The following is a 22,573-nucleotide window of genomic DNA, read 5'->3' on the forward strand; positions in this document are numbered from 1 at the left end:
ATTCACATGGGCTATAGGCAGTTGGTAGGCTTCGGCAGGCCGGCCAGACGAGCAATTCGTTTTGCCGGGCTGCCTGGGAAGAGCTGCATCAGGTAAATCGAGCGCCCTTTCTCTTCACCCAGCGCGTTTTTGGTTGCTTTCACAAGCGGCCGCATCGCCGGTGCCATTTCATAGCGATGGTAAAATGCTCGCACGACTTCGATGACCTCCCAGTGCTCAGCGGTAAGCGTTAAGCCCTCTTCTTCAGCCATTAAACGAGCAACGGACTCGTCCCATTCCGACTGATGAACAAGATAACCCTCCGGGTCTAGCGGATACTTATTTGAAGGATCAAGATAACGGTATATTTTTGGTTCGGACATACTTAGTACCAGGTGACTGTCTTTTCATACTGCTCGGTGAGCATCACAAAGCCGTCGATCTCCAGCGTGGGCAGCTCATTATCCTCGGCGATGCTGGCAAGCCCTCGGGCAATGAGGTCTTCTGATAGCAGGAATATTCGCGTCTGATACTGCTGCCATGCTGCCCAGGAAGGATCAAGGGCAGCGGTTACCGCTTCTTCGATCAGCAGCACGGCATCCTGATCGCCTACCGCCTGCTGCATTTGAGAGGATGCACTGCTATCAGGCGCTTTGGTGAGGATGTGTAGAATCATAATGCGCTCACTAGGCCCTAAAAGTTAAAAATCTTAGCGTGTTGCTGCAAAAGCCCGGGTATTTCCTGATCAGCTATTGGAGTGACGCCCTCTACCAGAGAATCAGCGGATAGATGCATCCCTTCCAGTGCCCCTTCGGCTACCCAAAGCTTGTCAATATCGTACATTTCCAACATATCGATGGTAGGTAGCGTGGCTTTTTGGCCCGGCGCGCCACTGCCCTGCTCTTTCAGCAGTGCCATTATACCCTGCCCCATAAACAGCAAATGCACGGGCTGGCCAAAGGCAGCCGCCACCAAGGCAGCATCTAATCCTTCACGTAACCAGTTTGAGCTGTGAGGCGCGTGGCGAATTATCACTAATAGCGCATCAGGTGTTGCCATTGGCACTCCTTTAAGCAAACGTGATCAGACGATCAGTGCGGTGCTGTAGCTCAAGCAGTTGGCCTAGTCCGGTCAACTCGAAAGGAGAGGCCACATTAGAGGCCTGCTTGCCGTGTCGCTGAGCTTCTGATTCGCTCATCAATCCGCGCCGCAACGCGGCGGCGATACAGACATCCAACTGAACCCCATGCTGCTGGTTCAGTTCAGCCCAGGCCTCTCTTAGATTGAGCTCATCCTGGGGGGGCGCCATCAACGAAGAGGCATTATGAACGCCGTCGTGATAGAAAAAAACACCCTCAATCTGATGCCCACGCGCTAGAACGGCATGGGAAAAACGCAATGCAGAGTGAGGCGCAGGGCTGCTATACGGCGCCCCCATCACCAATAAGCCGTACTGCATGATCATAATACCTGGTAACGGTTACCCTAAAAAAAGACAGGCCCTATCAAATAGGGCCTGTCATATCGTCTATCGCTTGCTTAGATCAATCGTTGCTCATAATACCCAAGATCGACAACAGGCTAACAAACAGGTTGTAGATGGATACGTAGAGCGTCACCGTGGCGAGGATGTAGTTCGTTTCGCCAGCGCGGTGAATGATCTCACTGGTTTGGTACAAGATTACCGCAGAAGAAAACAGCACAAAGCCAGCTGACACCATCAATGAAAGTGCCGGGATGTTAAAGAAGAACCCAGCCAGCATGGCCAGAACCAGCACGATGGCCCCCGCCATAATAAAGTTACTTAAGAAGCCAAAGTCTTTCTTAGTGGTTAGCGCTATTGCAGAAAGGCCAACGAATGTAAGCCCCGTCATGGCCAGCGCGTTCATAATCAAGGCACCGCCGTTAGGCAAGGCTAGGTAGGCAGAGAGAATCGGCCCAAGCGTAAAGCCCATAAAGCCGGTAAAGGCGAACGTTGAAAACAGGCCGGCCGCGGAGTTCGCCGTTTTGTGAACCAGGAACATTAAGCCGTAGGCACCAATCAAGAACACAAAGATGTTCATTTGTTGGATACCGAGGGCCACAGCAGCACCCGCTGTGACTGCTGAGAACAGCAGCGTCATTGACAGTAGCGCGTAGGTGTTACGCAACACCTTGTTAGTGCTAACACTGTTGGCAACGCCGCTCGACTGAGGACGCGCCGTACGTAAATCGTTGTAAGCCATGTATTCATGCTCCCTAAATGGTATTTCCAACAACTGACAAGCATGACGTTACCGAGTTCCAGACGCAAGCCTTTGTCAGTTTCATAAAGACCTCTTCATAAATGGTTATTCAACGTTGAGCCAGTCTAACCAGCATTGTCTATGCCTGTTGAACACTCCTTTGGACACCACAACGATGAAAAAAATTCTACTCCCCCAGTGCATTAGCCCTTTTAGCGTTAGCAATGCCCGCCATGGCTTTCTCACCTGCCCGAGAGGATATTCCCTAGAGGGTGAATGAAGAGGATTTTTAGGGCTATTTTGTCTCAGCGGGTGACGATGCCAAGGCAGAGAGGAGATGTGCGCCTTAACCCTAGGTGGTTTAGCCCAGGCAAAAGAGCAAGGCGCTGCTAGGGTTATTGACTATGCAATTTAGCTTTGCGCTTTACCTGCGTCTTCATTTTCATCTTTATGCGGTGTAACGGTGGTCAGCGCCGTTTGACGGGCATTTTGAGGGGAATTATAGAGACGCGTATCGACCAAATGCAGTACCGCCAATTGCGCAAACAACACCGCAAAACACACGATCAAACCTTTCAACATGGCGGCATATCCAGAGATGAGGGCTAATTATCCGGATATTAGCCCATCGCTCCCCAAACACAATCTATTTTATGGTTTGGTTCAAAACGTATCTAGATCTACTGTAAAATTGGAAGTAAACGTTGAGCAGACGAAACTTCAGGCAAGGTGAAACCAGTGACCGCTGCCATCATTTTTTCCGACGTTAAAGAGAGCTGATTGGACATATGATGAGCTTCTTCTACTGCTTGGCGTGCCAGCTCAAGCGCACTGTGAATTTCATTCACGCTTCCCCACCCCGAGCTAAGTTGACTCAAGCCACCTCCTCAACAATTTAAAAGTAAGGCAGCATGTTCGCTACTCCTTAACAGATACCTTGCGCAGATCTTCAACCGTCACCCCCTCTGGTAAATCTGATTCCTCCGCAGGCAGCCATACGGGAGAGAGGTCGCTATCTTCTCTACCATCGTCATGCTTATGACCTGGAATGCGATAAACCACCTCACTGTGGTGGTGATCCCATGCAAATATACGATCCATTAGCTTAGCCTATAAAAAAGAGAATTCTATCTATGACATGCGTGTCTAGCATGATGTTCCACCGCATCTCATCAATGCTAATATATGCAGCCTTTATTAACCCCGTTGAGGTTTGAGGCAACTAAATCAAGAAGCCATTTAGCACCAGCAGCAAATCATCAACTCCATGCCGAACAAACTAGGCTGTCACACCATCATCATAAGAGACCGCTATGCCTGTTATTCAGCGACTGCTCCGCGCATTTAAAGCGGCTACGCTACAAATTTCGTGGACATTTCTACTTCTGATTGTGCTCGCCCATATGGGCACCACCTGGGTGCTTTTTTCACTGGTCGGCGAAGCGGTGGCCGACTCACCTACCAATTGGGTTTATTTTTATATTGTCGTCTCCAGCACAGTGGGGTTCGGTGATTTCAGCCCGACAACCGGGGCGGGAAAATGGATAGCCACGCTCTATCTCATTCCAGGCGGTATATCACTGTTTGCTGCCTTAATCGGTAAAGCAACCGTCACACTTTCAAATTTTTGGAGACTGCAGATGCAAGGTAAAGGCGATTTCAGCCACTTATCCGGCCATACCCTCGTCCTTGGCTGGCACGGCGAAACCACAGAGCGCATTTTGGACATTCTCAAAGCTGATAAAAGCTTGCCAGATGAAATAGTGCTCTGCGTTATCAAAGAGATGAGCAACCCACGTCCGGCGGATTTAAAATTTATTAAAGGGGAGAGTTTCTCAAATGCTGAGCTTCTCAAGCGGGCTGGGGTTGAGAGCGCCAGCCGCATCATCATTTACGACACCAGCGATGACCGGGTTGCCACCGTCGCGCTGAGTGCCTACAGCCTTAAAGCTAAAAACGCCCATATCGTCGCTCACTGCGCCAATCCCGATACTGCAACCATGTTGCGGCGTACCTTGCCAGGCATAGAATGTACCCAAGCACTAGCGCTGGAAATGCTGGTACGCTCTGCGTCTGATGCAGGCATATCTCGGGTCGTCAACGAACTCCTTGCTGTTGATCGGGGCGCTACTCAATACCAAACCAGGTTAAGTCAGCCACCTGCCGGTGCCACCTTTGGCGACTTATTTATGCAAGCCAAAAAGGTCTTCAACGCCACCGTGCTCGGGCTTACCAATAGCCGCGATGACAGCGAAGGCAACATGCTCAACCCCGCCACTGATCGCCCACTGCAGGATGGCGACATTGTCTACTACATGGCCAATACGCGGCTTTCACCGCAGCAGCTGAGTGAGCTACTCACTGTGGAACATTAATGTTAAACAGCGCTACTCATCCAGCAGACCCGCTGCCCGCAACCGGTTCTTTAAGCGCTGGTTCTCCTCAATAATGTCAGCTGCCAGGGCTGCAAGCTCGGGAACTGCCTCAAAGTCACGTTCCAGCCGACACATCCGCCGGGCGCGAGTCAGGTCATGGCTTGTAAAGCGCCAGCTCGCCACATAAGGCGAGCTATCCGCCAATAGGCCGCTTTCGATTCGCTCAACGATCCAGTCGGTTTCTACCGAGCAGGCGCGAGCCAAATCTTCGAGGGTTAAGTTCGCCTCGTCTATAAGTTCGCCGCTAACAACACGGTGCTGAGCCATGTCCTAGCCTCCCCTTGATTGGCGCGGATTGAAAGCTAGTTCATCCGCCATGGTTTTATACAGTTCTCGCGCCTTATCGGTATTAGCCGGGGGTAATACCACCTCTAGTTCTATATAAAGATCGCCCGGCTCTTGCCCAGGGATGCCACGCCCTTTCAACCGCAATCGACGACCCGACTGTGAACCTGCGGGCACCTTTAGTTTCACCAAGCCAGAAGGAGTCGGGGTTTCGATACTGGCTCCCAGCGCAGCCTCCCACGGTGTCACCGGCACCTTTTGATACACATCGCGGTCCTCGACCCGATAACGCGAATCGGATGCAAAGTGAATTTCTAAATAGAGATCACCCGATGGGCCACCACCAATACCGGGGCTGCCCTGTCCCGACAGCCGAATATGTTGGCCCGCCTTGACGCCCTTCGGTATGCGGACATTGAGGGTGTGTTCCAGAGAGGATACACGTCCTTGGGCATCCATCTGCGGTACTTGCAAGGTGATTGTTCGACTAGCACCGTGGAAAGCATCTTCCAAGCCAATAGTGATCTTGGCATGGCGATCCTCCCCACGCATTTGATAGCGGCGGCTCCCTCGCCCGGGCCTGCTGCCTTGACCAAACAGATTGGCAAAGAAGTCGCTGAACTCACCGAGATCGGCCTCTTCGAAACCGCGTCCACTGTATTCGAACCCTGAATCCCAATCAGGGGGCGGCTGGAAATCCTGTCCTGACCGATACTGTTGGGCAAGCTGGTCATAGGCGAGGCGCTTCTCTGGATCTAACAGCACCGCCTTGGCCTCATTCACCTCTTGCATGCGCTGTTCAGCATCGGGCTCCTTGCTGACATCAGGATGAAGCTTACGCGCCAGCTTGCGGTAGGACTTCTTGATTTCCTCGGTCGTTGCCGTTTTCGCCACCCCGAGCACTTGATAGTAATCTTTGAATTCCACTGATGAGAGCTCCGGCAGAGGTCGTTAATATCCAAAAGCGCGATGTAAAAGGTAATACTCGCGGAAGGAATTAAAAGCTAGGTTCAGTCTAGTCGAATTTTGCCGATTTCATCGGTCCAAGGAAGCAGTTCCTCTTCTCGGCCAAAAACGAAAACGCTTTACGTTTTTTATTCCTAAGTACTGCATTTTGTTCATATTAGAAAGCAAACTTCTTCACTGCCCCAGCCAACCTGCCCGCCGCGGAAGCTGACAAATAGCAGCGTTGCGTTGCGCCGTGCCATACGCTGCACGCTTATAGCCAGCGTGATGGTAATAACGGTGAGCGGACCTTCGAGGACATACACTGCTGTTACAGATTGAGCACCACCGTCACGGTGTCGGTATCTTCTTTGACTGGCTGGGTGACGAAGCCAAACTCGTCCGCCATTTGCCGCATGGCATGATTTTCTCGCAGAATATCGGCGTAGAGCTGCAGAATGCCACTATCCCGAGCATAGTCGAGTAGTTGCTGCATAAGACGATAGCCAAGTCCCGTTCCCTTCATATCGCTACGTACCATAATCGCAAACTCAGCTTTTTCCTTGTCAGGATCAGCAGACAGTCGAACCACCCCGACGATTTCCTGCTTGTCAGGAGCCATCGCGACGAAAGCCATTTCTCGGTCATAGTCGATCTGGGTGAGCCGAGCCGCGAAAGCATGATCAACACTCTGTATGGCGGCAAAGAAGCGAAGTCTCACATCGGCGGGCGAAGAGGAACGAAGCATGTCGAGCAGCGCGCCTTCGTCTTCAGGGCGTATGGGACGCAAGGCATAACGCTGGCCATTACGGGTTTCGATAACGTGTTCGAGCTGCTGCGGGTAAGGGCGAATAGCAAGCGGACGACGCTGGTCGTGGGCGTCCCTGACCACAATACGCGCATCCAGGGCGACCACGCCGGAGGCGTCGGCCAATAAAGGATTAATGTCGAGCTCGGCGACACGATCCAGATCGCAGACCAATTGCGACAGTTTGATCAGCGTAAGCGTAATGGCTTCCAAGTCGGCCGCAGGACGATCTCGATAGCCCTTCAACAAGCGTGAGATACGTGTCGTACGGATCATCTCCTTCGCCAGCAGAGGATTGAGCGGCGGGAGGCCGATGACCCGGTCGCCGATGATTTCCGCCGCCGTGCCCCCCTGGCCAAACAGAATGATCGGCCCAAAAACGCTGTCTTCAGCGACGCCCAGAATTAGCTCATACGCACCAGAACGGCGAATCATCGGCTGCACATTGAAGCCATCGACCCGCGCCTCCGGCACGACGCGTCGAACGGCAGCGAGCATATCCGTAGCCGCCTGAGTCACCGCCGCGGGTGAGGCAAGATTCAGTTGCACTCCCCCCACATCCGACTTGTGCGAGATATCCCGCGACAATATCTTCACCACCACGGGAAAACCCAACTGCTCTGCCGCCTCGCTGGCTTCCTCAGGCGTCTTCACCGCAATCGCCGCTACGGTTGGAATACCATAAGCCGACAGTATTGCCGCTGCTTCCGGCTCGGTCAGTACGCTACGGCCATCCTCGAGCACACTATCGATGATGGCTTCCGCGTTGGCTTTTTCGATGATGATATCGTCAGAAACAGCTGGCGGCGTCTCCATCAACGCTTGCTGATTACGCCAGTAGTCCGACAAGTGTGAAAAGGCCCCGATGGCCTGCTCCGGCGTTTGATACGTGGGGATGCACTTCGCGGCAAACAGCTGGCGGGCATCGGCAGGCGCCCTTTCACCTAGCCAGCAAGTCAACACCGCTGGTCGTCGCTCGCCCAACGCCTCGACCACGGACTGGGCAGCGTCAAGGCTATCGGCAACCGCCGCGGGGCAGTTCATCACCAAAATCGCATCTGCTCCACGCTCATCGAGTAACGCTTCAAGTGCGCCTGCGTAACGATGGCCGGGTGCATCGCCGAGGATATCGACCGGATTGGCATGGGACCAGGCTTTGGGCAGCAAAGCATCCAGCCGCTTAATCGTCGTGTCAGAAAGCTCTGCCAGGTGACCCCGCCGTTCAGCTAGCTCATCGACCGCTAGCACACCGGCTCCTCCACCGTTGGTAAGGATGGCCAGCCGGTCCCCTTTTACACGAATGCCGGTCGCCAGTGTGCCTGCGGCTTGGAACAGTTCATCGAGGGTATTGACCCGTAGCATCCCCGCACGCCGGAACGCAGCCTCGTAAACAGCATCAGAGCCGGCTAGCGCCCCAGTGTGTGAAAGCGCGGCCTTGGCGCCCGCATCGCTGCGCCCTGCCTTGACCACCACCACGGGCTTGTTACGCGAGGCCATACGGGCAGCCGATAGGAACTTGCGTGCCTCGGTCACGGCCTCCATATAGATCAGGATGGAGCGCGTTTCCGGGTCAAGCGCCAGGTAGTCGAGCATGTCTCCAAAATCGACATCGCTCATCGAGCCAAGGGAGACTACGTGCGAAAAGCCGATGCCCCGCGCCGACGCCCAGTCAAGAATTGAGGTCGCTACTGCGCCGGACTGGGTCACGAAGGCAATGTCTCCTTTTTGCGGCATGATATGCGCAAAACTAGCGTTGATCCCTCTGTGCGGCAGCAGAATACCCAGGCAATTAGGCCCGACAATACGCATCAAATAGGGCTTTGCTGCCTCCAGCATTGCTTGCTTGAGCGCCTTTCCATCGGCGCGCTCGCCTTCACCGAAGCCAGCGGTGATCACCACGGCTGCTCGACACCCTCGCTCCCCAAGTTCACGGATAAGTTCCGGCACACTGTCAGGCGGCGTGGCGATAATGGCCAGATCAGGAACCAGCGGCAATTCACTTACGGTGTGGTAGTTAAGCGACGAGCGAATGGCCCGCTCGTTTGGATTCACGGTCAGAATAGGTCCTGCAAAACCGGCCTCGAAGAGGTTTCGCGCCAGCACCGCCCCCACTGAACCAGGGCGATTGCTTGCACCGATCAGCGCTATCGTGTCAGGAGAAAACAGCGCATCAAGATTGCGTATCGACATGGTAGCGGTACCTATTGAGTGAATTTACTAAAGCTGCCCACGCTTGCCTCGCCGTCAGTGACACCCGCTTCACGTTATGAACGTGTTATAGCGTGAGCTCACTTTCCTGGGAGCTTTGCCATATAAATAACATGGTTTTATTTTTCAAATCATTGATCTAAAGCAACTATTTTAGATCATAGTTGCTGGCACACTTATTAAATAAATAGCCACTAGGTCTTTCAATTTAATGTTTTTATTACTAAATAAGATAGAACACTTGCGAACACAATAACTGCATACCTAGCGAGGAAAGTGTCCGCTAATCCCAAGTGGGTAGAAAAGCGCACTACGGCACACATACCATTATACCAACCGAATAATTAGCAATTATTTTTCGTACTCAATCAATGATGCCAGTCAAAAAACAAGCTATTAAATCCTTCAGTAAAAGCGATGAGTACTATACTTTTTCGATATCACTGGAGGAGCCAAGACAATGACAAAATCAGCGTTTCAAAAAGCTTCCACTAAAACAGCCAATGCTAGTTCAACCGATACTAATGCAGCCAATGATAACGTAGGTCATAACAATTTAGTTAATTCCTATGTGGTTGATAACAATGAATTTTTCGCTATGTGGTATCAGCCTTGGGCTGATACGTCCAACTCAGCGGCCAAGCTACAATGCATTTGGCTAGAAACACTTAACGACGCATTTCGCTACGAAATGGATTTCCTTGCGACTATAGCCCCTGCCTATAGCAAGCTTTCACACTGCATGCTGGGCTTGAACGGACCGTTGACACCCGAGTTGATGGCGTCCTGCTATCACCAAATCGCTGGCGACATGACAGAGGCTACGTTTAATCGTATGCGCAATGTATCGGAACTCAGCGAAGACTTTAAAGAGCGTATTTGGTGCGAACTATAGGAGGCTGGAATAAAAATAGGGACTGAAATAAAAACCGACATGATTAGAGGAACATAGGGCTTATGCTGTTAGACGATAAACTGCACGACAGTCTGGACAAGTTGATGCGGGCTTCACTGGCGAAACTAACGCTGGGTATCTCTCCCGCCTCGGTTGTTCTGACATATCTGGACTGGTTGTCGAGCCTGGCTCTATCTCCTGGATCCCAAGCCCATCTAGTACAGAAAGCCCTAAAGAAGCAACTGCGCTTAGTGCACTGGGCTAGCCATTCAGCATTCGATTCTAATGCGGCTCCCTGTATAGCCCCTTTGCCTCAAGACCGCCGTTTTAAAGACCCGGCCTGGCGCCACTTCCCCTTTAACGTTCTTTATCAAAGTTTTCTGCTCCAACAACAGTGGTGGCATAACGCCACCACTGGCTTACGGGGGCTGTCACCTCACCACGAACAGGCGTTGGAGTTCGGCGCCCGACAGTGGCTTGACGTGCTGTCTCCATCCAATTATGTGCTGACCAATCCCAGCGTTCTTGAGAAAACGTTAGCCAGCGGAGGCACTAATCTACTTCAGGGAATGGGGCACTGGTGGGAAGACGCTCAAAACCAATGGCTAGGTAGAAAGCCAGCCGGATGCGAAGACTATGTATTGGGGCGTGATGTGGCAATTACGCCCGGTAAAGTCGTGTATCGAAACCACTTGATAGAGCTGATCCAGTACGCGCCGACCACTAAAGATGTTCACGCAATGCCCATATTGATAGTGCCCGCCTGGATCATGAAGTACTACATCCTCGACTTGTCGCCCCATAACTCACTGGTCAAGTATCTGGTTGACCAAGGGCACACTGTCTTTATGATCTCTTGGCGCAACCCTACGGAAGAGGATCGCAACCTAGCGATGGACGACTACCGCCGACAAGGCATTCTCGCCAGTCTGAATGTCATTACTCGAGTGATACCCGGCCAGAAGATCCATACCGTAGGCTACTGTTTGGGGGGAACGCTACTCGCGATTGCCGCCTCAGCGCTGGCGCGTGACAAAGACGACCGTTTGGCATCGATGACGTTGTTGGCCGCGCAAACCGATTTCCGCGAGGCTGGCGAACTGATGCTTTTCATTGATGAAAAGCAGCTCACTTTTCTTGAAGACCTGATGTGGGCGCAAGGAATTCTCGATACCAAACAGATGGCGGGTGCCTTCCAGATCCTGCGCTCCAATGACCTGATTTGGTCACGTATGGTTAATGAATACTTGCTGGCCACGCGCCAACCTATGAACGATTTGATGGCCTGGAATGCTGACGCAACCCGCATGCCCTACCGCATGCACTCCGAGTATCTGCGCCAGCTCTTTCTGAACAATGACTTTGCCGAAGGCCGTTACCGGGTGGATCATCGCCCGGTCACTTTTAACGACATACAAATTCCCGTCTTCTGTGTTGGCACCGAGTGGGATCATGTCGCTCCCTGGCGATCCACCTATAAGCTACACCTGATGTCCGACGCGCCCGAAGTGACCTTTCTGCTCACCAACGGTGGCCACAACGCCGGCATCATCAGCCCACCCGAGCATCCACGTCGCCATTACCGAATGGCCACTACTCTCGATGGCGACCCGTATATGGATCCAGATAGCTGGTTTGAACGCACAGAATGTCAAGCAGGATCCTGGTGGCCTGCTTGGCAAGGGTGGCTGATGGAGCGTTCAGGACCGCTTGTGCCGGCGCCAGACATCGGCTCACATAACTACCCGCCGCTCGAGGACGCCCCAGGCAGTTACGTAAGGCAAATGTGACTGAGGCGGCCCCAAAATGCGCTAGATGACGGGGAAGCTAGACTTAAACCAGTTAGCGTCAGGCATAGAGCCCCCGATGCCAAGGACTCGTTCAGGCATATCCCTTGCCTCGCTCACCCTTAGGATGGCTCTTAAAGTACGCAATCACCGTGCGCTGTCGAACATAGCGTGGTGGAATTTTCAAAAATGCAGACTAGAAGCTGTAAGCTTAGTCATCCGGGGCTAACTCCTCCTGCTTAGGTGGGGTGCCCACCTTCACCTCGCTGAGATCCTCATGGGAAAGGCCGCGGTACAACGCGAACATCATCGCAAAGACCAAAATAAACATCGGCAGACCAACAACAGTGATCACCTCTTGCAGTGCGGTAAGCCCCGCATCCCCAGCAAGCACGATGAGCATCGCAGCCAGCATGCCTTCAGAGACGCCCCAAAAGACGCGCTGATGCCATGGGCCAGGATCCGCGCTGCCGGTACACAGCATATCGACTACCAATGACGCAGAGTCCGATGAAGTGGCAAAGAAGATGGCGACGATAACAACGGCAAGGCCCTGTATTAATGTGGCGCCAGGGAAATTATCGAAAAAGGTGAACATGGCAAGTGGGATGCTTTCGCCTACCGCAGCGGACAAGATACCGGCCTGAGTCCCCATTGCTTCTCGGGCATCGGGCCCAATCCCATCAATCTCCATTGCTGACCAGCCGAAGATCGCAAACCAGACCAAGGTAAAGATAGACGGGGCGAACAGCACACCAAGGACGAACTCGCGGATGGTTCGTCCTCGAGAAATCCGTGCTACGAAGATCCCGATGAAAGGTGACCAGGTGACTGTCCAGGCCCAGTAGAACACTGTCCAACTGCCTTGCCACCCCCAGGTACCGCCATCACTTGAATAACTTGCCAGCGTGTCATTCCAGAATGCCATTGGCAGCAGGTTCGTTATGTAGAGGCCAAATGTCTCGACAACGGCTCGCAAAAGGAAAACGGTCGACCCAGTAAAGAGCACAAACAGCATCAGGCCCACGGCCATGGCAATATTTATATTCGACAACCGTTTAACACCAGAGTCCAGGCCCGCCACGATAGATCCTACAGCAACGGACGTCAGTACGGCGATGATGATGACCTTAGTTATGACGGCATCTGGAATATCAAACAATTCCGTTAACCCCGCGTTAATCTGCTGAGTGCCCAAGCCGATAGAAACCGCCACGCCAAAAAGAGTGCCGAGTATCGCGAAGATATCCAGGGCTTTGCCTAAGGGACCGAAAATGCGGTCGCCTAACAGCGGATAAAATACGGAACTGAAACGCATCGGCAGGTTGTAACGGTAGATAAAGTACGCAAAAGCTAGCCCTGGCATAGAGAAAATCGCCCAGGTATGCAGCCCCAGATGGTAGATCGAAAAACTCATGGCATCGTCGGCGGCTTCCACAGAAAAAGGTACAACATCCGGCCTAGGTGGGTTGGAAAAGTGGGAAATAGGCTCAGCCACCCCCCAAAACATCAATACCGTACCGATACCGCCTGCGAACAGCATGGTGAACCAGGATATGTTGCCATAGGCTGGCTTCGCATCATTGCCACCCAGGCGAATCGCCCCATAACGACTGAGCGCCACCCACAGCAAAAACGCCACCCAGCTCGTCACCCCTAAAATAAAGAACCAGCCAAGATTGGTAACGATCCACTCCCGACCCGCACCAAAGGCTGCCCCGATTGGGCCCGGTGCAATCAGAAGCACCACCAAAAAAACGATCATGATCACTGCCGATGTAAAAAATATGACGGGATCAGTCTTGAGGCCCAGCTTTCTCGCGAGTGCATCCATCGTTACGTCTCCCAGTGTCTTTACAATCTGTTGCTATACTCAGCCTTTATAACCAGTTTTATATCCGGTCTTCATAACCAGACATTACAACTCGTCTTTAAAGCAAGCCTCTAAAACAACGTAGGAGCTATAGGCCAATCACGCCAAGCATGTGAAGACATTGGCGACTAGCGGTTATGCAGACCAAACTATCTCCCTGCGGCGGACGGAGAGTAACGAAGACGTGCACATTACTATTGAATAATTGCCTAATCCTACGACCAGAGGAAAAAGCTAAAAAAAACCAATATTAGAAATTGTCCTTAAAATTAACCATTAGCGAGAAAATTGTTCATACATGGAGATGATTTGTGCGATTTTTTGCAGCTTATCATCTCATTATCTGCATTTTTGTTAGCGGGCTATGATTTACCTGATCCTGTATACTAACTTAACGTATTTAGAGGTCAGTCATGAACAATACAGCCTATCCTAATGATACATCCGCTTCAGCGCAGTTAAGTGCCGCCCCCATGTGCCGACAACTCGCCGATCTCGTCTCGGCCAGATTGAGCGAAGAAGGCCTGTATGAAACAGAAATTCCGGGATTAAATCTGTTTCGCGCGGATGCACCTACCAGCTGCATGTCAACCGTCTACGAGCCGTCACTTTGCGTTATTGCCCAGGGGCGCGAAACTGTACAGTTGGGGGATCGAGAGATCGTCTACGGTGCGCTCAGTTATATGGTTTCCAGCGTCGACCTTCCGGTTAACAAGCTGGTGATAGATGCTTCGCCGGAAAATCCCTTCCTAGCCGTTAAAATCAATATTGACCCTGCCGAAGTCGCCGAATTAGTGCTTCAGTTGGGCGACACCGCTCACGTCAGCGAATCCATTGACTCCCCTAATTCAGCCTGTGGCATGTGTGTCGCCCCCGTTGACTTGGGGATTCTCGATGCAATGACCCGCCTAGTTCGATTGCTTGACTCACCCGCCGACGCCCGCGTGCTGGCGCCGTTGATTCAGCGCGAGATCGTTTACCGAGCATTGGTTGGTGAGATGGGTTCACGCATGCGTGATTTCGCTTCCGTCGATAGCCAATCACACCGTATTTTCCAGGTAATTTCGATACTCAAGGAACGCTTCGATGAACCATTGCGGGTGGGGCAATTGGCGGAAGATGTGAACATGAGCGAATCTGCGCTATACCACAGTTTCAAGCAGGTGACGTGTATGTCGCCGCTACAGTTCCAGAAGAAGCTGAGGCTGCACGAAGCGCGCTTATTAATGCTTAAAGAGGGTCTTGAGGCCTCCACGGCCAGCTACCGAGTCGGTTATGAAAGCCCGTCTCAATTCAGCCGCGAATATAGCCGCATGTTTGGTGCACCACCACGCACCGATATGATCAAGTTACGTGGAGAACCCCGCATAAGCATGCCCGCTTAGGAGGCTGCTTTTTCAGCGGCGTCGTATCTATCGTCACCCAGACACGCGAACGGGCCACCCAATCGGGTGGCCCGTGATATGTGCGCCGCTTTAGTAGCTGGGAAGGCGCAATAGGTTGACGCTGGGTTTAGCCGCGGGTGCCGCGTGTCAAGTTGTCAGCATGATCGTAATGCGCAATTTGTTGAGACACGGTTTGATCACTCTCGACCTCAACGCGGTCACGGTACATTCCTTCACGTGTGCCGCCCAGTGCAGGACCGCCAGCCTCGAACGTAGTGCGATAGGAGTGATTCGCTTGATACTCAACTGCTTGGCCATCTTCCGCCTCAACGCGGTACTGAGGGCCACCTTCCCGTGTACCACCGTGGGTGGACGGGCCAGTGTCGAAGCCAGTTTGAATTGACTCTGCGGCGGTGGCTTGAGCGGCCATGCCCAGGACTAAAGCGCTCGCGGTGATGGTCTGCATAATGATAGTAGCGTATTTCATGGTTTTACTTCCTCTCGTTAAATGGCACATCCGCATAACCTGGGAATTTGCTCTGTAAGCCCGTTCGCTTGAATCCAGTGCGATGGGCGCCCAGGTGGCGGTATGTTTTGGTCGTTACGACCGTGAGAGAAATGATAGAGGGGGATGGCCAAGAGCAATAGGCGTATTTCTCGCTGAAGATTGCCTAATCCTGTTAATTTTGCGCGTCTAGGTAATTACTCGATATATAACGCCATTTTTCATAGTTAATACAGATGATCGTGATAGTAATGCTTTATAAGAGCTGTGCATATTAGCGAATCCAAGTTGCCGGATAAGGTGTTCTTAGCCTGGGCTAGCAGTACCTGGGTCAGCAGCGCCAATGAAAGAACCAAGCCTAAAAGCTGAAACAGAACGCGCAGGCAAAAAATAGGGCGAGGCTATCAGCACCTAATATGGATGCTGATAGGCCTCGCCCAGAGATAAGCGTATTGCGTTGGTGAATGTCTAGACGTAGAAATCCAGATCTTCTTGCGCTTTCAGTAGATCACGCATCTTGATGGGATCGTCACCAAAGAAGAAGATTAGGCCCCAGTGAGTCCCGTAGGCTGACCGGTCAGGCACTGTCTCTTCTGCCGGTGCGACCAGTTCGTGTGACTCAAAGTACGGGTGATTAATCGTTTCTTCGGGCATTTCCAGCTTGCTGACAACCCGACGGCGTGGATAAACACCGAAACAGCCTGCGTAGCCCTTCGCATCAACCACTTCGCGCGGGAAGAATGCTGCCACTTCCTCTTTCGTGCTTTTTGGGTCGAACACCAGCATCGACGCTTGATAGGCGTTGAAACCGTAGGCTCTTTCGATCAGTTCGAAAGCTTTGAAACCGGGCGGGCGATAAGCAACTTCGCCAAAGTACATCTCACCGTCGCCCGTAACGAAGTACTCTGGGTGAATCAAGCCAAACTGGATGTCGAAGGTCTTGATCAACAGCTCGATCTGCTTGGTAATCGCATTGCGCCAGCTCTCAAGCTCCTGGGTAGCAGGCACGAACACCGAGTAGCCTAGCGTGACGTATTCTGAAATATTCAGGAACTGAATTTTGCCATCGTGGATCCAGGCTTCAACGGCAAACTCCCAACCGCTCAAGTGGCTTTCCATCAGCAGCGGATATTCTTCATCAGGAATATTATCTATTTCTTCAATTGAGCGAATCATCCGGTGGCCGAGACAGCCTGCTTTGTCGAAGGCCTTAACGTGAATCGGGTCATCCGGATCACCGTCCAGCTTGAGCAACGTCTGGTTGACGCGCTTCATAAAGCGAACGATGTCTTCTTTCTCATGCGCCTCTTCAAAGATTCCGACGCGGATACCGCCAAGCTGGGCACGGCGCTTCATCAAGGCTTTGTCACGGAACAAAATTGACTGACCGTACATGCGCGGGCTGTCGAGAAGCACGGAGTTGATCGCACCAGACCACTCAACGGTTTCTTCAAACAGAGGGATGGCGACGTCTACGCCTTCCTCCTTCAGCCTTACAGCGATCTCCATGGAACGATCATTCAAGCGAATAAAATCCCATGGGATGAAAGGTATGTTGTTTGCAGCACAGAAATCTGCAGCCCATTCGGGGGCAACGACAATATAACGACGGTCAAACTTTTGCGCCGCCTTAATCGCGTTAACACTCCATCCAAGTAAGGCAATGTAACCTTTGTTGGGATCTTTAGGCGTTTCGGTTCCTTTCACCGAGTCCATTTCTGGATCACGCCAAGCCATTACTGCTTCGGGTAATTGCTTTTCAGATGTTATCGACATTTGATGTACTCCTTGCTGATTAACCCAAATTGACTAGGCTGAGATTTGAGCGCACCAAGTGAGCTAAGCCGCAGTCGGTGATGTTCAGAAAGATTGAGTCAGCCAGCATTAGGGAATTTTTTAGCGCACCCGTCGTAACTAAGCTAGTCGATACGGTTACAAATGGCAATTAAACTGTAGAGTTTCTGTTAAATTACTGTAGAAGTTATCTCTCTGAAAGATGGGGATAAATTCTACCGTCTGTTGATTAACACGAGGTCTATACATTGAAAAAAATTCAGGGGATCGAGCCTATGCTTGCGAATCCCCCTCTGGACTTTTAATTAACGTCCATCATGCTCAGCGGCGTCTTCGGCACCCTCTTCGACCATCTCCTGGGCTTCCTGCTCCTCCTCTGCTGAAGCCTCAGGCTTTCCGTGATCTTTACGCCCAATGGTGAGCGTTGTGGAGAGGCCAAAGTGATCCGAGCCTTCTACCTCCACCCTGTCGATATCAATCAGGTGGAAGCCGTCAGAAACGAATAGGTGATCAATCGGGTAGCGCCACCAGGGGTATTCCGCGTGGTAGGTGCTAAGCAACCGCCGACCACGACGAGGGTCTTTCAGATCGCTTAAGTCGGCAAAAAGATTGGTAGTGTCGGACCAAGCAACATCATTAAAATCCCCGGTAACAATCCAACGGTTGTCCGGGTCTTTTTCAACATGGCGAGCAATAAGCATAAGCTCTGCATCGCGCTCACGGCTGTCCCGCCGCTCTTCCTCACTGCTAACTTTCCTCTCTTCCAGCCCTGGCGGAACCGGGTGGGCACCCACAAAGCGCACTGGCCCAATGCCTGGCGCGTCAAGCGTTGCGAAAACCGACGGCCGACGCTCAGAAACCAAGTACTTAACCTCCTGCTCCAGCAACGGAATCCGGGACCACAGCATTATCCCTAGACCCTCGCCACGAATCTCCCCGACCCCGTGAGAGTACTCCTCATCAAGCGCTGACAGCCCGTCTTCCCAGGCACTATCGACTTCGATTAGTAGCACTAGATCGGGATCCTCACGCCGAATCATCGACAGCACTTCTTCGAAATGATCATTCGAGTAGGTAACATTCGCGGTCAGCACTTTTATCGTCGTCTGATTTTCGCCGGGTTCTACCTCGGCAGTGGGTACTTCGGTCGCCCAAACGGAGGTAAATGGCAGGATGTGCATTAAGTGCCAACCTGCTATGGCAAGGATCACCACGCCCCACATGGCGTGCTCTTTGTGTGGGCGTTGAAGCCAAGCATGCAGGCCAAGAAGCAACACAGGTACGGCCAATAATCCCGTCAACTGAAGCCGTGGAAAATCCCACAGCCTGATCCACCACTGACCGCTGGGTATGAGCGGCAGCAAGGCCACCACAACCATCAAGAGCACTAACAACCGGATGACCCAGAGAAGGAGCTTTAACAACATGAAACCTCTCAAATGCGGCAACGGTAACCAGGAGAGTCCCAGTTATACCGGCCTAGATTGCCGCAAGCATTGTGACAATTTAAGCATACCCTCCGCTGGATAGCTGTATTACGCATCCTGGTAGGGCTTGTAATAATCGTGCTGTTCCTAACAGGCACCATTGGGGTCTGGAGTGGGATCGGCGTGCTGCTGTTAGCCAAGTGTTGACCAACTGGTGCTTAGCGACCTATCTCAGTTATTCTACACGCGGTGCTTGCGTTTCATGACTGAAGGATAGACGTATCTATGTTGGGATTCCTGCAGGGATTTTCCTATGGCCTGTTTATGACCTGCCTGCCCTGGCTACTGGTCGGCCTCTTCAATCCTGGTCTGGCGCTTGCAGTCACGGCTCCCAATCGTCTCCAGGTGATCGCCCGCTATTGCCTGGTGGTCCCCTTTATCAGCATGCTGCTGTGGCTGACCTCCCTGTGGGGTGGTTTCAGCCCCAGCTTGTTTGGCTGGCTTGCGGGCATCGTCGCCATTCCTGTAGCGCTCCCCATAGAGCGAACACTGCGCGGCTGGCTGGCCCGCCGCCGTGAGCGTCGCCGTGAGGCTCAACGGCAGGCCGAAGCAAATCAACGCCGTGCTCAGGAAGAGCGTAACGCCTATGAAACGGGCGTGTCGGTGCTCGACCCTGCCAGACCACCGGTGGGGGCCAACGATCTAGTCTTGGCCATGTGTCGAGCCAAGCAGAGCCTGCTCGACGTGCACCGCCCGGATCTGGCGATCCTGACAGACCGCCTTTATAGCCGCTACCGGCATGTGATGGACGTACTGGGCGAGCGATTCCACACTGGCGAGCTGGCCTTCGAGCGCTCACAAGGCCTCGTCACTCAAGTCTGTTTTGGCGCGGTAGATACGCTGACGACCATGGCCTCCCAGGCGCGAGGGGTGGTTAGCGTGGACGGTAATTACGTGCGAGGTCGACTGGAGCGGGACGGCAAACGGCTAAGCGATGAAGAGCGAGCAGCCCTTGTGCGGCGCCTTGATCTGCTAGTTGAGACCGAACATCGGCTGAATAAGCTCTCTGCCCGCATCGAATCAGCCCTAACCGTGCTCGACGATACCGCCGTTTCCATGGCGCGCATTGAAACGGCTCGCCCACAGGCATCGGTCACCACGGATAAAGCGCTGGAGGATCTGCGCCGCTTCGTCGAAGGCGCGGACCGTTATGCGCGCAAAGATTAATCCGATGACCGATGGTACTGTGCTCTTTTCACAACGGTTATTTTAATAGCTCAGGAGATGTCCATGGCTCAGCAATCCGATGACAAACGTCGCCTCTCCCTGCCGCCGGTGGACGAGATCGCTGACCAGTTGGGAGCTAACCCCGATGAGCGCGACATCGACCCTGAGCTTGAGGCGATGGCCGACCGCTTTGTCGAAGATATTCTCGCCGAGGGAGACGAAGCATCGGTGGTTCGCCAGCGGCATGCCGTGGATGAAATGGGGCTTGAATTGCAGCAACAGGCCGCCCATCGCAGTGCCATGCTGCAGACGCCGCTGCGCAAGTTGGCCCACCAGGGCGACGAAGGCGGGCCGGTCGCCAAAGCACTAACCGATCTGCGCGGACGCATGGAGGGGCTCGACCCCGCTCGCCATCGCTTGGCGCCGACTACGCTGGATCGCGTGCTGGCGGTCATTCCCGGCCTTGATAGCCGTCTACAGCGGTATTTTCGTAAGTTCGAGAATACCCAGCAGGCCCTAGACGCGATCATCGCGGATCTCGAAGGCGGTCGCGACATGCTGCATCGCGACAACCTCACCCTCAACGATGACCAGCAAGCGTTAACTAAAATTCTTGGCGAGTTGAACCGTCAAATCGCACTGGGCCGCATGATCGATCGCCGCCTGCAGGACGAGATCGCCGCTCGCGATAGCGATGATCCAAGGCGCCACTTCCTTGAGGAAGAGCTGCTCTTTCCCCTGCGCCAACGCATTGTTGACCTTCAGCAGCAACTCGCGGTAAGTCAGCAAGGCGTGCTGGCGCTGGAGGTTATCATCCGCAACAACCGGGAATTGATGCGCGGCGTAGACAGAGCGATTAACGTCACCGTCTCGGCGCTTACCGTCGCGGTGACGGTGGCCATGGCGATGGCTAATCAGCGCCTGGTGCTGGACCGCATCGAAGCCATCAACACCACCACGTCGCAGATGATTGGCGGAACGGCCAAGGCCCTCCGTCAGCAAGGCGTGGACATCCAGAAGCGCGCCTCCTCCGCGATGCTCGACATGCAAGTACTTGAGGAGGCCTTCAGCGAAGTGATGGGCGCCATCGATGACCTATCGAGCTATCGGCAGGAAGCCCTGCCCCGGCTGGATGAGCAGATCGACCGCCTAGCGACCTTGGCGAAGCAGGGAAATACGTCCATCGAGCGTCTTCAAGAAGGCAGCGAGTCGCAACCAAAAGATGGTCGCGACCCCAGCTAACGGTTCAGGCTTTTCCAAGTGAAGCGCATGGGTAGTTTATGAGCTAGTTGTATGAGCTAGTTGTATGAGCTAGTTGTATGAGCTAGCCGAATAAGCTACTTGAAACGAGAAGAGGCATCCTGGAAGGCTTTACGCATCAACTCCCATGAGTCTTCCATACCTTGACGGACAGACTCCCAGGCCGCTTCGCTGGCATGCTGAAGCTCGTCAAGCCTTTGCTGGGTCTCCGCCTGGCGCTTCTTGAGCCGTTCGATATCCTCCTGGTACTTCACCCTCGCCTCGTCACTCGCCTGACGAGCCTTGGCGGTCAGCCTATCGATATCAGCATTCCACTCATCGAGCCTGGCTTTCATTTCCTCAACGAATTCATCACGTTGTTTCATGGTGATACCTCCCCTTGCGGTGACGGGCATGACGGGTCTTGCTGTGAATCTCTGTCGTCTACGAAGACCCTTCGGCCCCTATCGAGTATTGACCGAATCAATTTTGGTTATGTTACTCCGAATTCTCGGAGAGGCGTAACGCCTTGGCTCCTATCATGCATCGAATTACGAAGGCTCCATCGCTTCACGATAGGCACGCACGTGTGCGATCAACGCCCGTAATTTAGGCGGTTGGTTACGGCGATTTGGAAAGTACAGATAAAAACCGGGGAAAGGCGGCAAGTATGGCTGCAACAACGACACGAGTTCACCGCTTTCAATCCAGGGGAGGAATGTCTCCTCCATGCCAATGGTAATACCACCCCCAGCAAGCGCCGTCCTTATCATGAGCAACATATCGTTGGTCGTGATTTTTGAGTTAACACCCACATCGAACTCTCGCCCATCTTCTGCGAACTCCCAGCGGTAAGGTGCCACGCTCGGTGCGGGCCGCCAGCCAATGCAAAGATGGTTCAATAGTTCGAAAGGCGCTTCGGGCGTGCCATGGCGTTGCAAATAACGGGGAGAGGCCACGACCACTTGGCGTTGTAGCCCAGAAAGCGGCACTGCCACCATGTCTTGCTCGATCACTTCTCCCAAACGCACCCCGGCGTCGAACCCGGCGCCCACAATATCGAATTCTTCATCGGTGACGGTCACGTCCAACGTAATGTTGGGGTAAGCAGCGGCAAAAGTGGCAACCAGTGGGCCTGAAAGAAATCGCTCGGCGATTGAAGTAACCGCCACCCTTAATAAACCCCGGGGTGGGCCATCATCCACAACTTCTTCCACTGCAGACGCAATCGCCGTGAACGGCTCGGTTATCTGTGCCCTTAGCCGAACGCCCGCTTCGGTTAGGCTCACGCTGCGGGTAGAACGCTGAACCAATGCGATACCAAGATCATCTTCCAGCCGTCGCATGCTCTGGCTAACAGCCGAGCGAGTGACGCCTAACTGGTCAGCAGCAGCACTAAAGTTTCCGGCCTGTGCGACCGCTAAAAACACCTTCAAAAGATTGAAATCAGCACTCATTGGAAAGCATTCCTAACCAACGTGGTTAGCTTTGGGTAGCTTCTCACCATAACGATGTGTCTCTAAAGTTCTACCTAGCGTTCAGCCCGAGCGCTCAAC

22 protein-coding genes are annotated in these 22,573 nt (G+C 53.1%); 6 read left to right on the forward strand and 16 right to left on the reverse strand.

Annotated elements, in window-relative coordinates; genetic code table 11:
* Positions 1-11: 11 nt before the first annotated feature.
* The 7 genes from QEN58_RS09490 to QEN58_RS09520 form a co-directional block, all read right to left on the reverse strand.
* Positions 12-362, reverse strand: coding sequence for a TusE/DsrC/DsvC family sulfur relay protein (locus QEN58_RS09490; RefSeq protein ID WP_280106840.1), 351 nt, complete (start codon positions 360-362; stop codon positions 12-14).
* A gap of 2 nt (positions 363-364) precedes the next feature.
* Positions 365-655 carry a sulfurtransferase complex subunit TusB gene (gene tusB, locus QEN58_RS09495; RefSeq protein ID WP_280106841.1) on the reverse strand — a complete coding sequence of 97 codons (291 nt, stop codon included), beginning with the start codon at positions 653-655 and terminating at the stop codon, positions 365-367.
* 17 nt (positions 656-672) lie between these two features.
* On the reverse strand, positions 673-1,038 hold the full coding sequence (gene tusC / locus QEN58_RS09500) for a sulfurtransferase complex subunit TusC (protein ID WP_280106843.1): 366 nt from the start codon (positions 1,036-1,038) through the stop codon (positions 673-675).
* Positions 1,039-1,048: 10 nt separating this feature from the next.
* Complete coding sequence (gene tusD, locus QEN58_RS09505) at positions 1,049-1,438, reverse strand: sulfurtransferase complex subunit TusD (RefSeq protein WP_280106844.1); 390 nt, start codon at positions 1,436-1,438, stop codon at positions 1,049-1,051.
* Between the two features lie 85 nt (positions 1,439-1,523).
* On the reverse strand, positions 1,524-2,204 hold the full coding sequence (locus QEN58_RS09510; protein WP_280106845.1) for a Bax inhibitor-1/YccA family protein: 681 nt from the start codon (positions 2,202-2,204) through the stop codon (positions 1,524-1,526).
* A 411-nt stretch (positions 2,205-2,615) separates the two neighbouring features.
* Positions 2,616-2,786, reverse strand: coding sequence for a hypothetical protein (locus QEN58_RS09515; protein WP_280106846.1), 171 nt, complete (start codon positions 2,784-2,786; stop codon positions 2,616-2,618).
* Between the two features lie 98 nt (positions 2,787-2,884).
* A complete protein-coding gene (locus tag QEN58_RS09520) occupies positions 2,885-3,082 on the reverse strand; it encodes a hypothetical protein (RefSeq protein WP_280106847.1) in 198 nt (65 codons plus the stop codon).
* A 435-nt stretch (positions 3,083-3,517) separates the two neighbouring features.
* On the opposite strand from QEN58_RS09520, the gene QEN58_RS09525 reads away from it, so the two are divergent.
* A complete protein-coding gene (locus QEN58_RS09525) occupies positions 3,518-4,579 on the forward strand; it encodes an ion channel (protein WP_280106848.1) in 1,062 nt (353 codons plus the stop codon).
* Between the two features lie 12 nt (positions 4,580-4,591).
* On the opposite strand, the gene QEN58_RS09530 is transcribed toward QEN58_RS09525, so the two are convergent.
* The 3 genes from QEN58_RS09530 to QEN58_RS09540 all read right to left on the reverse strand — a co-directional run bounded on the left by QEN58_RS09530 (position 4,592) and on the right by QEN58_RS09540 (position 8,867).
* The gene (locus QEN58_RS09530) at positions 4,592-4,906 is read right to left on the reverse strand and encodes a chaperone modulator CbpM (protein ID WP_280106849.1); all 315 of its coding nucleotides are present in this window, start codon (positions 4,904-4,906) and stop codon (positions 4,592-4,594) included.
* 3 nt (positions 4,907-4,909) lie between these two features.
* A complete protein-coding gene (locus QEN58_RS09535) occupies positions 4,910-5,851 on the reverse strand; it encodes a DnaJ C-terminal domain-containing protein (RefSeq protein ID WP_280106850.1) in 942 nt (313 codons plus the stop codon).
* Between the two features lie 349 nt (positions 5,852-6,200).
* On the reverse strand, positions 6,201-8,867 hold the full coding sequence (locus QEN58_RS09540) for a bifunctional acetate--CoA ligase family protein/GNAT family N-acetyltransferase (RefSeq protein WP_280106851.1): 2,667 nt from the start codon (positions 8,865-8,867) through the stop codon (positions 6,201-6,203).
* Positions 8,868-9,345: 478 nt separating this feature from the next.
* On the opposite strand from QEN58_RS09540, the gene QEN58_RS09545 reads away from it, so the two are divergent.
* Both QEN58_RS09545 and QEN58_RS09550 read left to right on the forward strand, forming a co-directional pair.
* Positions 9,346-9,780 carry a hypothetical protein gene (locus QEN58_RS09545; RefSeq protein ID WP_280106852.1) on the forward strand — a complete coding sequence of 145 codons (435 nt, stop codon included), beginning with the start codon at positions 9,346-9,348 and terminating at the stop codon, positions 9,778-9,780.
* A gap of 62 nt (positions 9,781-9,842) precedes the next feature.
* Complete coding sequence (locus QEN58_RS09550) at positions 9,843-11,570, forward strand: PHA/PHB synthase family protein (protein ID WP_280106853.1); 1,728 nt, start codon at positions 9,843-9,845, stop codon at positions 11,568-11,570.
* A gap of 208 nt (positions 11,571-11,778) precedes the next feature.
* On the opposite strand, the gene QEN58_RS09555 is transcribed toward QEN58_RS09550, so the two are convergent.
* Positions 11,779-13,401: a BCCT family transporter gene (locus QEN58_RS09555; protein WP_280106855.1), complete on the reverse strand. Its 1,623-nt coding sequence runs from the start codon at positions 13,399-13,401 to the stop codon at positions 11,779-11,781.
* Positions 13,402-13,853: 452 nt separating this feature from the next.
* Between QEN58_RS09555 and QEN58_RS09560 the strand changes: the two genes are divergently transcribed.
* Positions 13,854-14,825: an AraC family transcriptional regulator gene (locus QEN58_RS09560; RefSeq protein WP_280106857.1), complete on the forward strand. Its 972-nt coding sequence runs from the start codon at positions 13,854-13,856 to the stop codon at positions 14,823-14,825.
* Between the two features lie 127 nt (positions 14,826-14,952).
* Here the strand turns inward: QEN58_RS09560 and QEN58_RS09565 are convergent, their stop codons facing one another.
* From QEN58_RS09565 to QEN58_RS09575, 3 genes are all read right to left on the reverse strand, one after another.
* Positions 14,953-15,312 carry a hypothetical protein gene (locus QEN58_RS09565; protein ID WP_280106858.1) on the reverse strand — a complete coding sequence of 120 codons (360 nt, stop codon included), beginning with the start codon at positions 15,310-15,312 and terminating at the stop codon, positions 14,953-14,955.
* A gap of 486 nt (positions 15,313-15,798) precedes the next feature.
* Positions 15,799-17,106, reverse strand: coding sequence for an ATP-grasp domain-containing protein (locus tag QEN58_RS09570; RefSeq protein WP_280106859.1), 1,308 nt, complete (start codon positions 17,104-17,106; stop codon positions 15,799-15,801).
* Between the two features lie 323 nt (positions 17,107-17,429).
* Positions 17,430-18,551 (reverse strand): endonuclease/exonuclease/phosphatase family protein, encoded by a 1,122-nt coding sequence (locus QEN58_RS09575; RefSeq protein ID WP_280106860.1) that lies wholly within the window; start codon positions 18,549-18,551, stop codon positions 17,430-17,432.
* A gap of 285 nt (positions 18,552-18,836) precedes the next feature.
* Between QEN58_RS09575 and QEN58_RS09580 the strand changes: the two genes are divergently transcribed.
* The gene (locus QEN58_RS09580; protein WP_280106861.1) at positions 18,837-19,778 is read left to right on the forward strand and encodes a cobyrinic acid a,c-diamide synthase; all 942 of its coding nucleotides are present in this window, start codon (positions 18,837-18,839) and stop codon (positions 19,776-19,778) included.
* A 63-nt stretch (positions 19,779-19,841) separates the two neighbouring features.
* Positions 19,842-21,020, forward strand: coding sequence for a toxic anion resistance protein (locus QEN58_RS09585; RefSeq protein ID WP_280106862.1), 1,179 nt, complete (start codon positions 19,842-19,844; stop codon positions 21,018-21,020).
* 95 nt (positions 21,021-21,115) lie between these two features.
* On the opposite strand, the gene QEN58_RS09590 is transcribed toward QEN58_RS09585, so the two are convergent.
* Together QEN58_RS09590 and QEN58_RS09595 are read right to left on the reverse strand one after the other, a co-directional pair.
* A complete protein-coding gene (locus QEN58_RS09590; RefSeq protein ID WP_280106863.1) occupies positions 21,116-21,403 on the reverse strand; it encodes a sll1863 family stress response protein in 288 nt (95 codons plus the stop codon).
* Between the two features lie 165 nt (positions 21,404-21,568).
* Positions 21,569-22,474 (reverse strand): LysR family transcriptional regulator, encoded by a 906-nt coding sequence (locus QEN58_RS09595; RefSeq protein WP_280106864.1) that lies wholly within the window; start codon positions 22,472-22,474, stop codon positions 21,569-21,571.
* Positions 22,475-22,573 lie beyond the last annotated feature (99 nt).

It is taken from the genome of Halomonas alkaliantarctica, from assembly GCF_029854215.1.
GTDB lineage: Bacteria > Pseudomonadota > Gammaproteobacteria > Pseudomonadales > Halomonadaceae > Vreelandella > Vreelandella alkaliantarctica_A.

Excerpts from the sequence above, each read along its gene's own strand:
- QEN58_RS09490 (WP_280106840.1), bottom strand. The coding sequence starts at position 362 with ATGTCCGAACCAAAAATATACCGTTATCTTGATCCTTCAAATAAGTAT.
- tusB (WP_280106841.1), bottom strand. The coding sequence starts at position 655 with ATGATTCTACACATCCTCACCAAAGCGCCTGATAGCAGTGCATCCTCT.
- tusC (WP_280106843.1), bottom strand. The coding sequence starts at position 1,038 with ATGGCAACACCTGATGCGCTATTAGTGATAATTCGCCACGCGCCTCAC.
- tusD (WP_280106844.1), bottom strand. The coding sequence starts at position 1,438 with ATGCAGTACGGCTTATTGGTGATGGGGGCGCCGTATAGCAGCCCTGCG.
- QEN58_RS09510 (WP_280106845.1), bottom strand. The coding sequence starts at position 2,204 with ATGGCTTACAACGATTTACGTACGGCGCGTCCTCAGTCGAGCGGCGTT.
- QEN58_RS09515 (WP_280106846.1), bottom strand. The coding sequence starts at position 2,786 with ATGTTGAAAGGTTTGATCGTGTGTTTTGCGGTGTTGTTTGCGCAATTG.
- QEN58_RS09525 (WP_280106848.1), top strand. The coding sequence starts at position 3,518 with ATGCCTGTTATTCAGCGACTGCTCCGCGCATTTAAAGCGGCTACGCTA.
- QEN58_RS09530 (WP_280106849.1), bottom strand. The coding sequence starts at position 4,906 with ATGGCTCAGCACCGTGTTGTTAGCGGCGAACTTATAGACGAGGCGAAC.
- QEN58_RS09540 (WP_280106851.1), bottom strand. The coding sequence starts at position 8,867 with ATGTCGATACGCAATCTTGATGCGCTGTTTTCTCCTGACACGATAGCG.
- QEN58_RS09545 (WP_280106852.1), top strand. The coding sequence starts at position 9,346 with ATGACAAAATCAGCGTTTCAAAAAGCTTCCACTAAAACAGCCAATGCT.
- QEN58_RS09550 (WP_280106853.1), top strand. The coding sequence starts at position 9,843 with ATGCTGTTAGACGATAAACTGCACGACAGTCTGGACAAGTTGATGCGG.
- QEN58_RS09555 (WP_280106855.1), bottom strand. The coding sequence starts at position 13,401 with ATGGATGCACTCGCGAGAAAGCTGGGCCTCAAGACTGATCCCGTCATA.
- QEN58_RS09560 (WP_280106857.1), top strand. The coding sequence starts at position 13,854 with ATGAACAATACAGCCTATCCTAATGATACATCCGCTTCAGCGCAGTTA.
- QEN58_RS09565 (WP_280106858.1), bottom strand. The coding sequence starts at position 15,312 with ATGAAATACGCTACTATCATTATGCAGACCATCACCGCGAGCGCTTTA.
- QEN58_RS09570 (WP_280106859.1), bottom strand. The coding sequence starts at position 17,106 with ATGTCGATAACATCTGAAAAGCAATTACCCGAAGCAGTAATGGCTTGG.
- QEN58_RS09575 (WP_280106860.1), bottom strand. The coding sequence starts at position 18,551 with ATGTTGTTAAAGCTCCTTCTCTGGGTCATCCGGTTGTTAGTGCTCTTG.
- QEN58_RS09580 (WP_280106861.1), top strand. The coding sequence starts at position 18,837 with ATGTTGGGATTCCTGCAGGGATTTTCCTATGGCCTGTTTATGACCTGC.
- QEN58_RS09585 (WP_280106862.1), top strand. The coding sequence starts at position 19,842 with ATGGCTCAGCAATCCGATGACAAACGTCGCCTCTCCCTGCCGCCGGTG.
- QEN58_RS09590 (WP_280106863.1), bottom strand. The coding sequence starts at position 21,403 with ATGAAACAACGTGATGAATTCGTTGAGGAAATGAAAGCCAGGCTCGAT.
- QEN58_RS09595 (WP_280106864.1), bottom strand. The coding sequence starts at position 22,474 with ATGAGTGCTGATTTCAATCTTTTGAAGGTGTTTTTAGCGGTCGCACAG.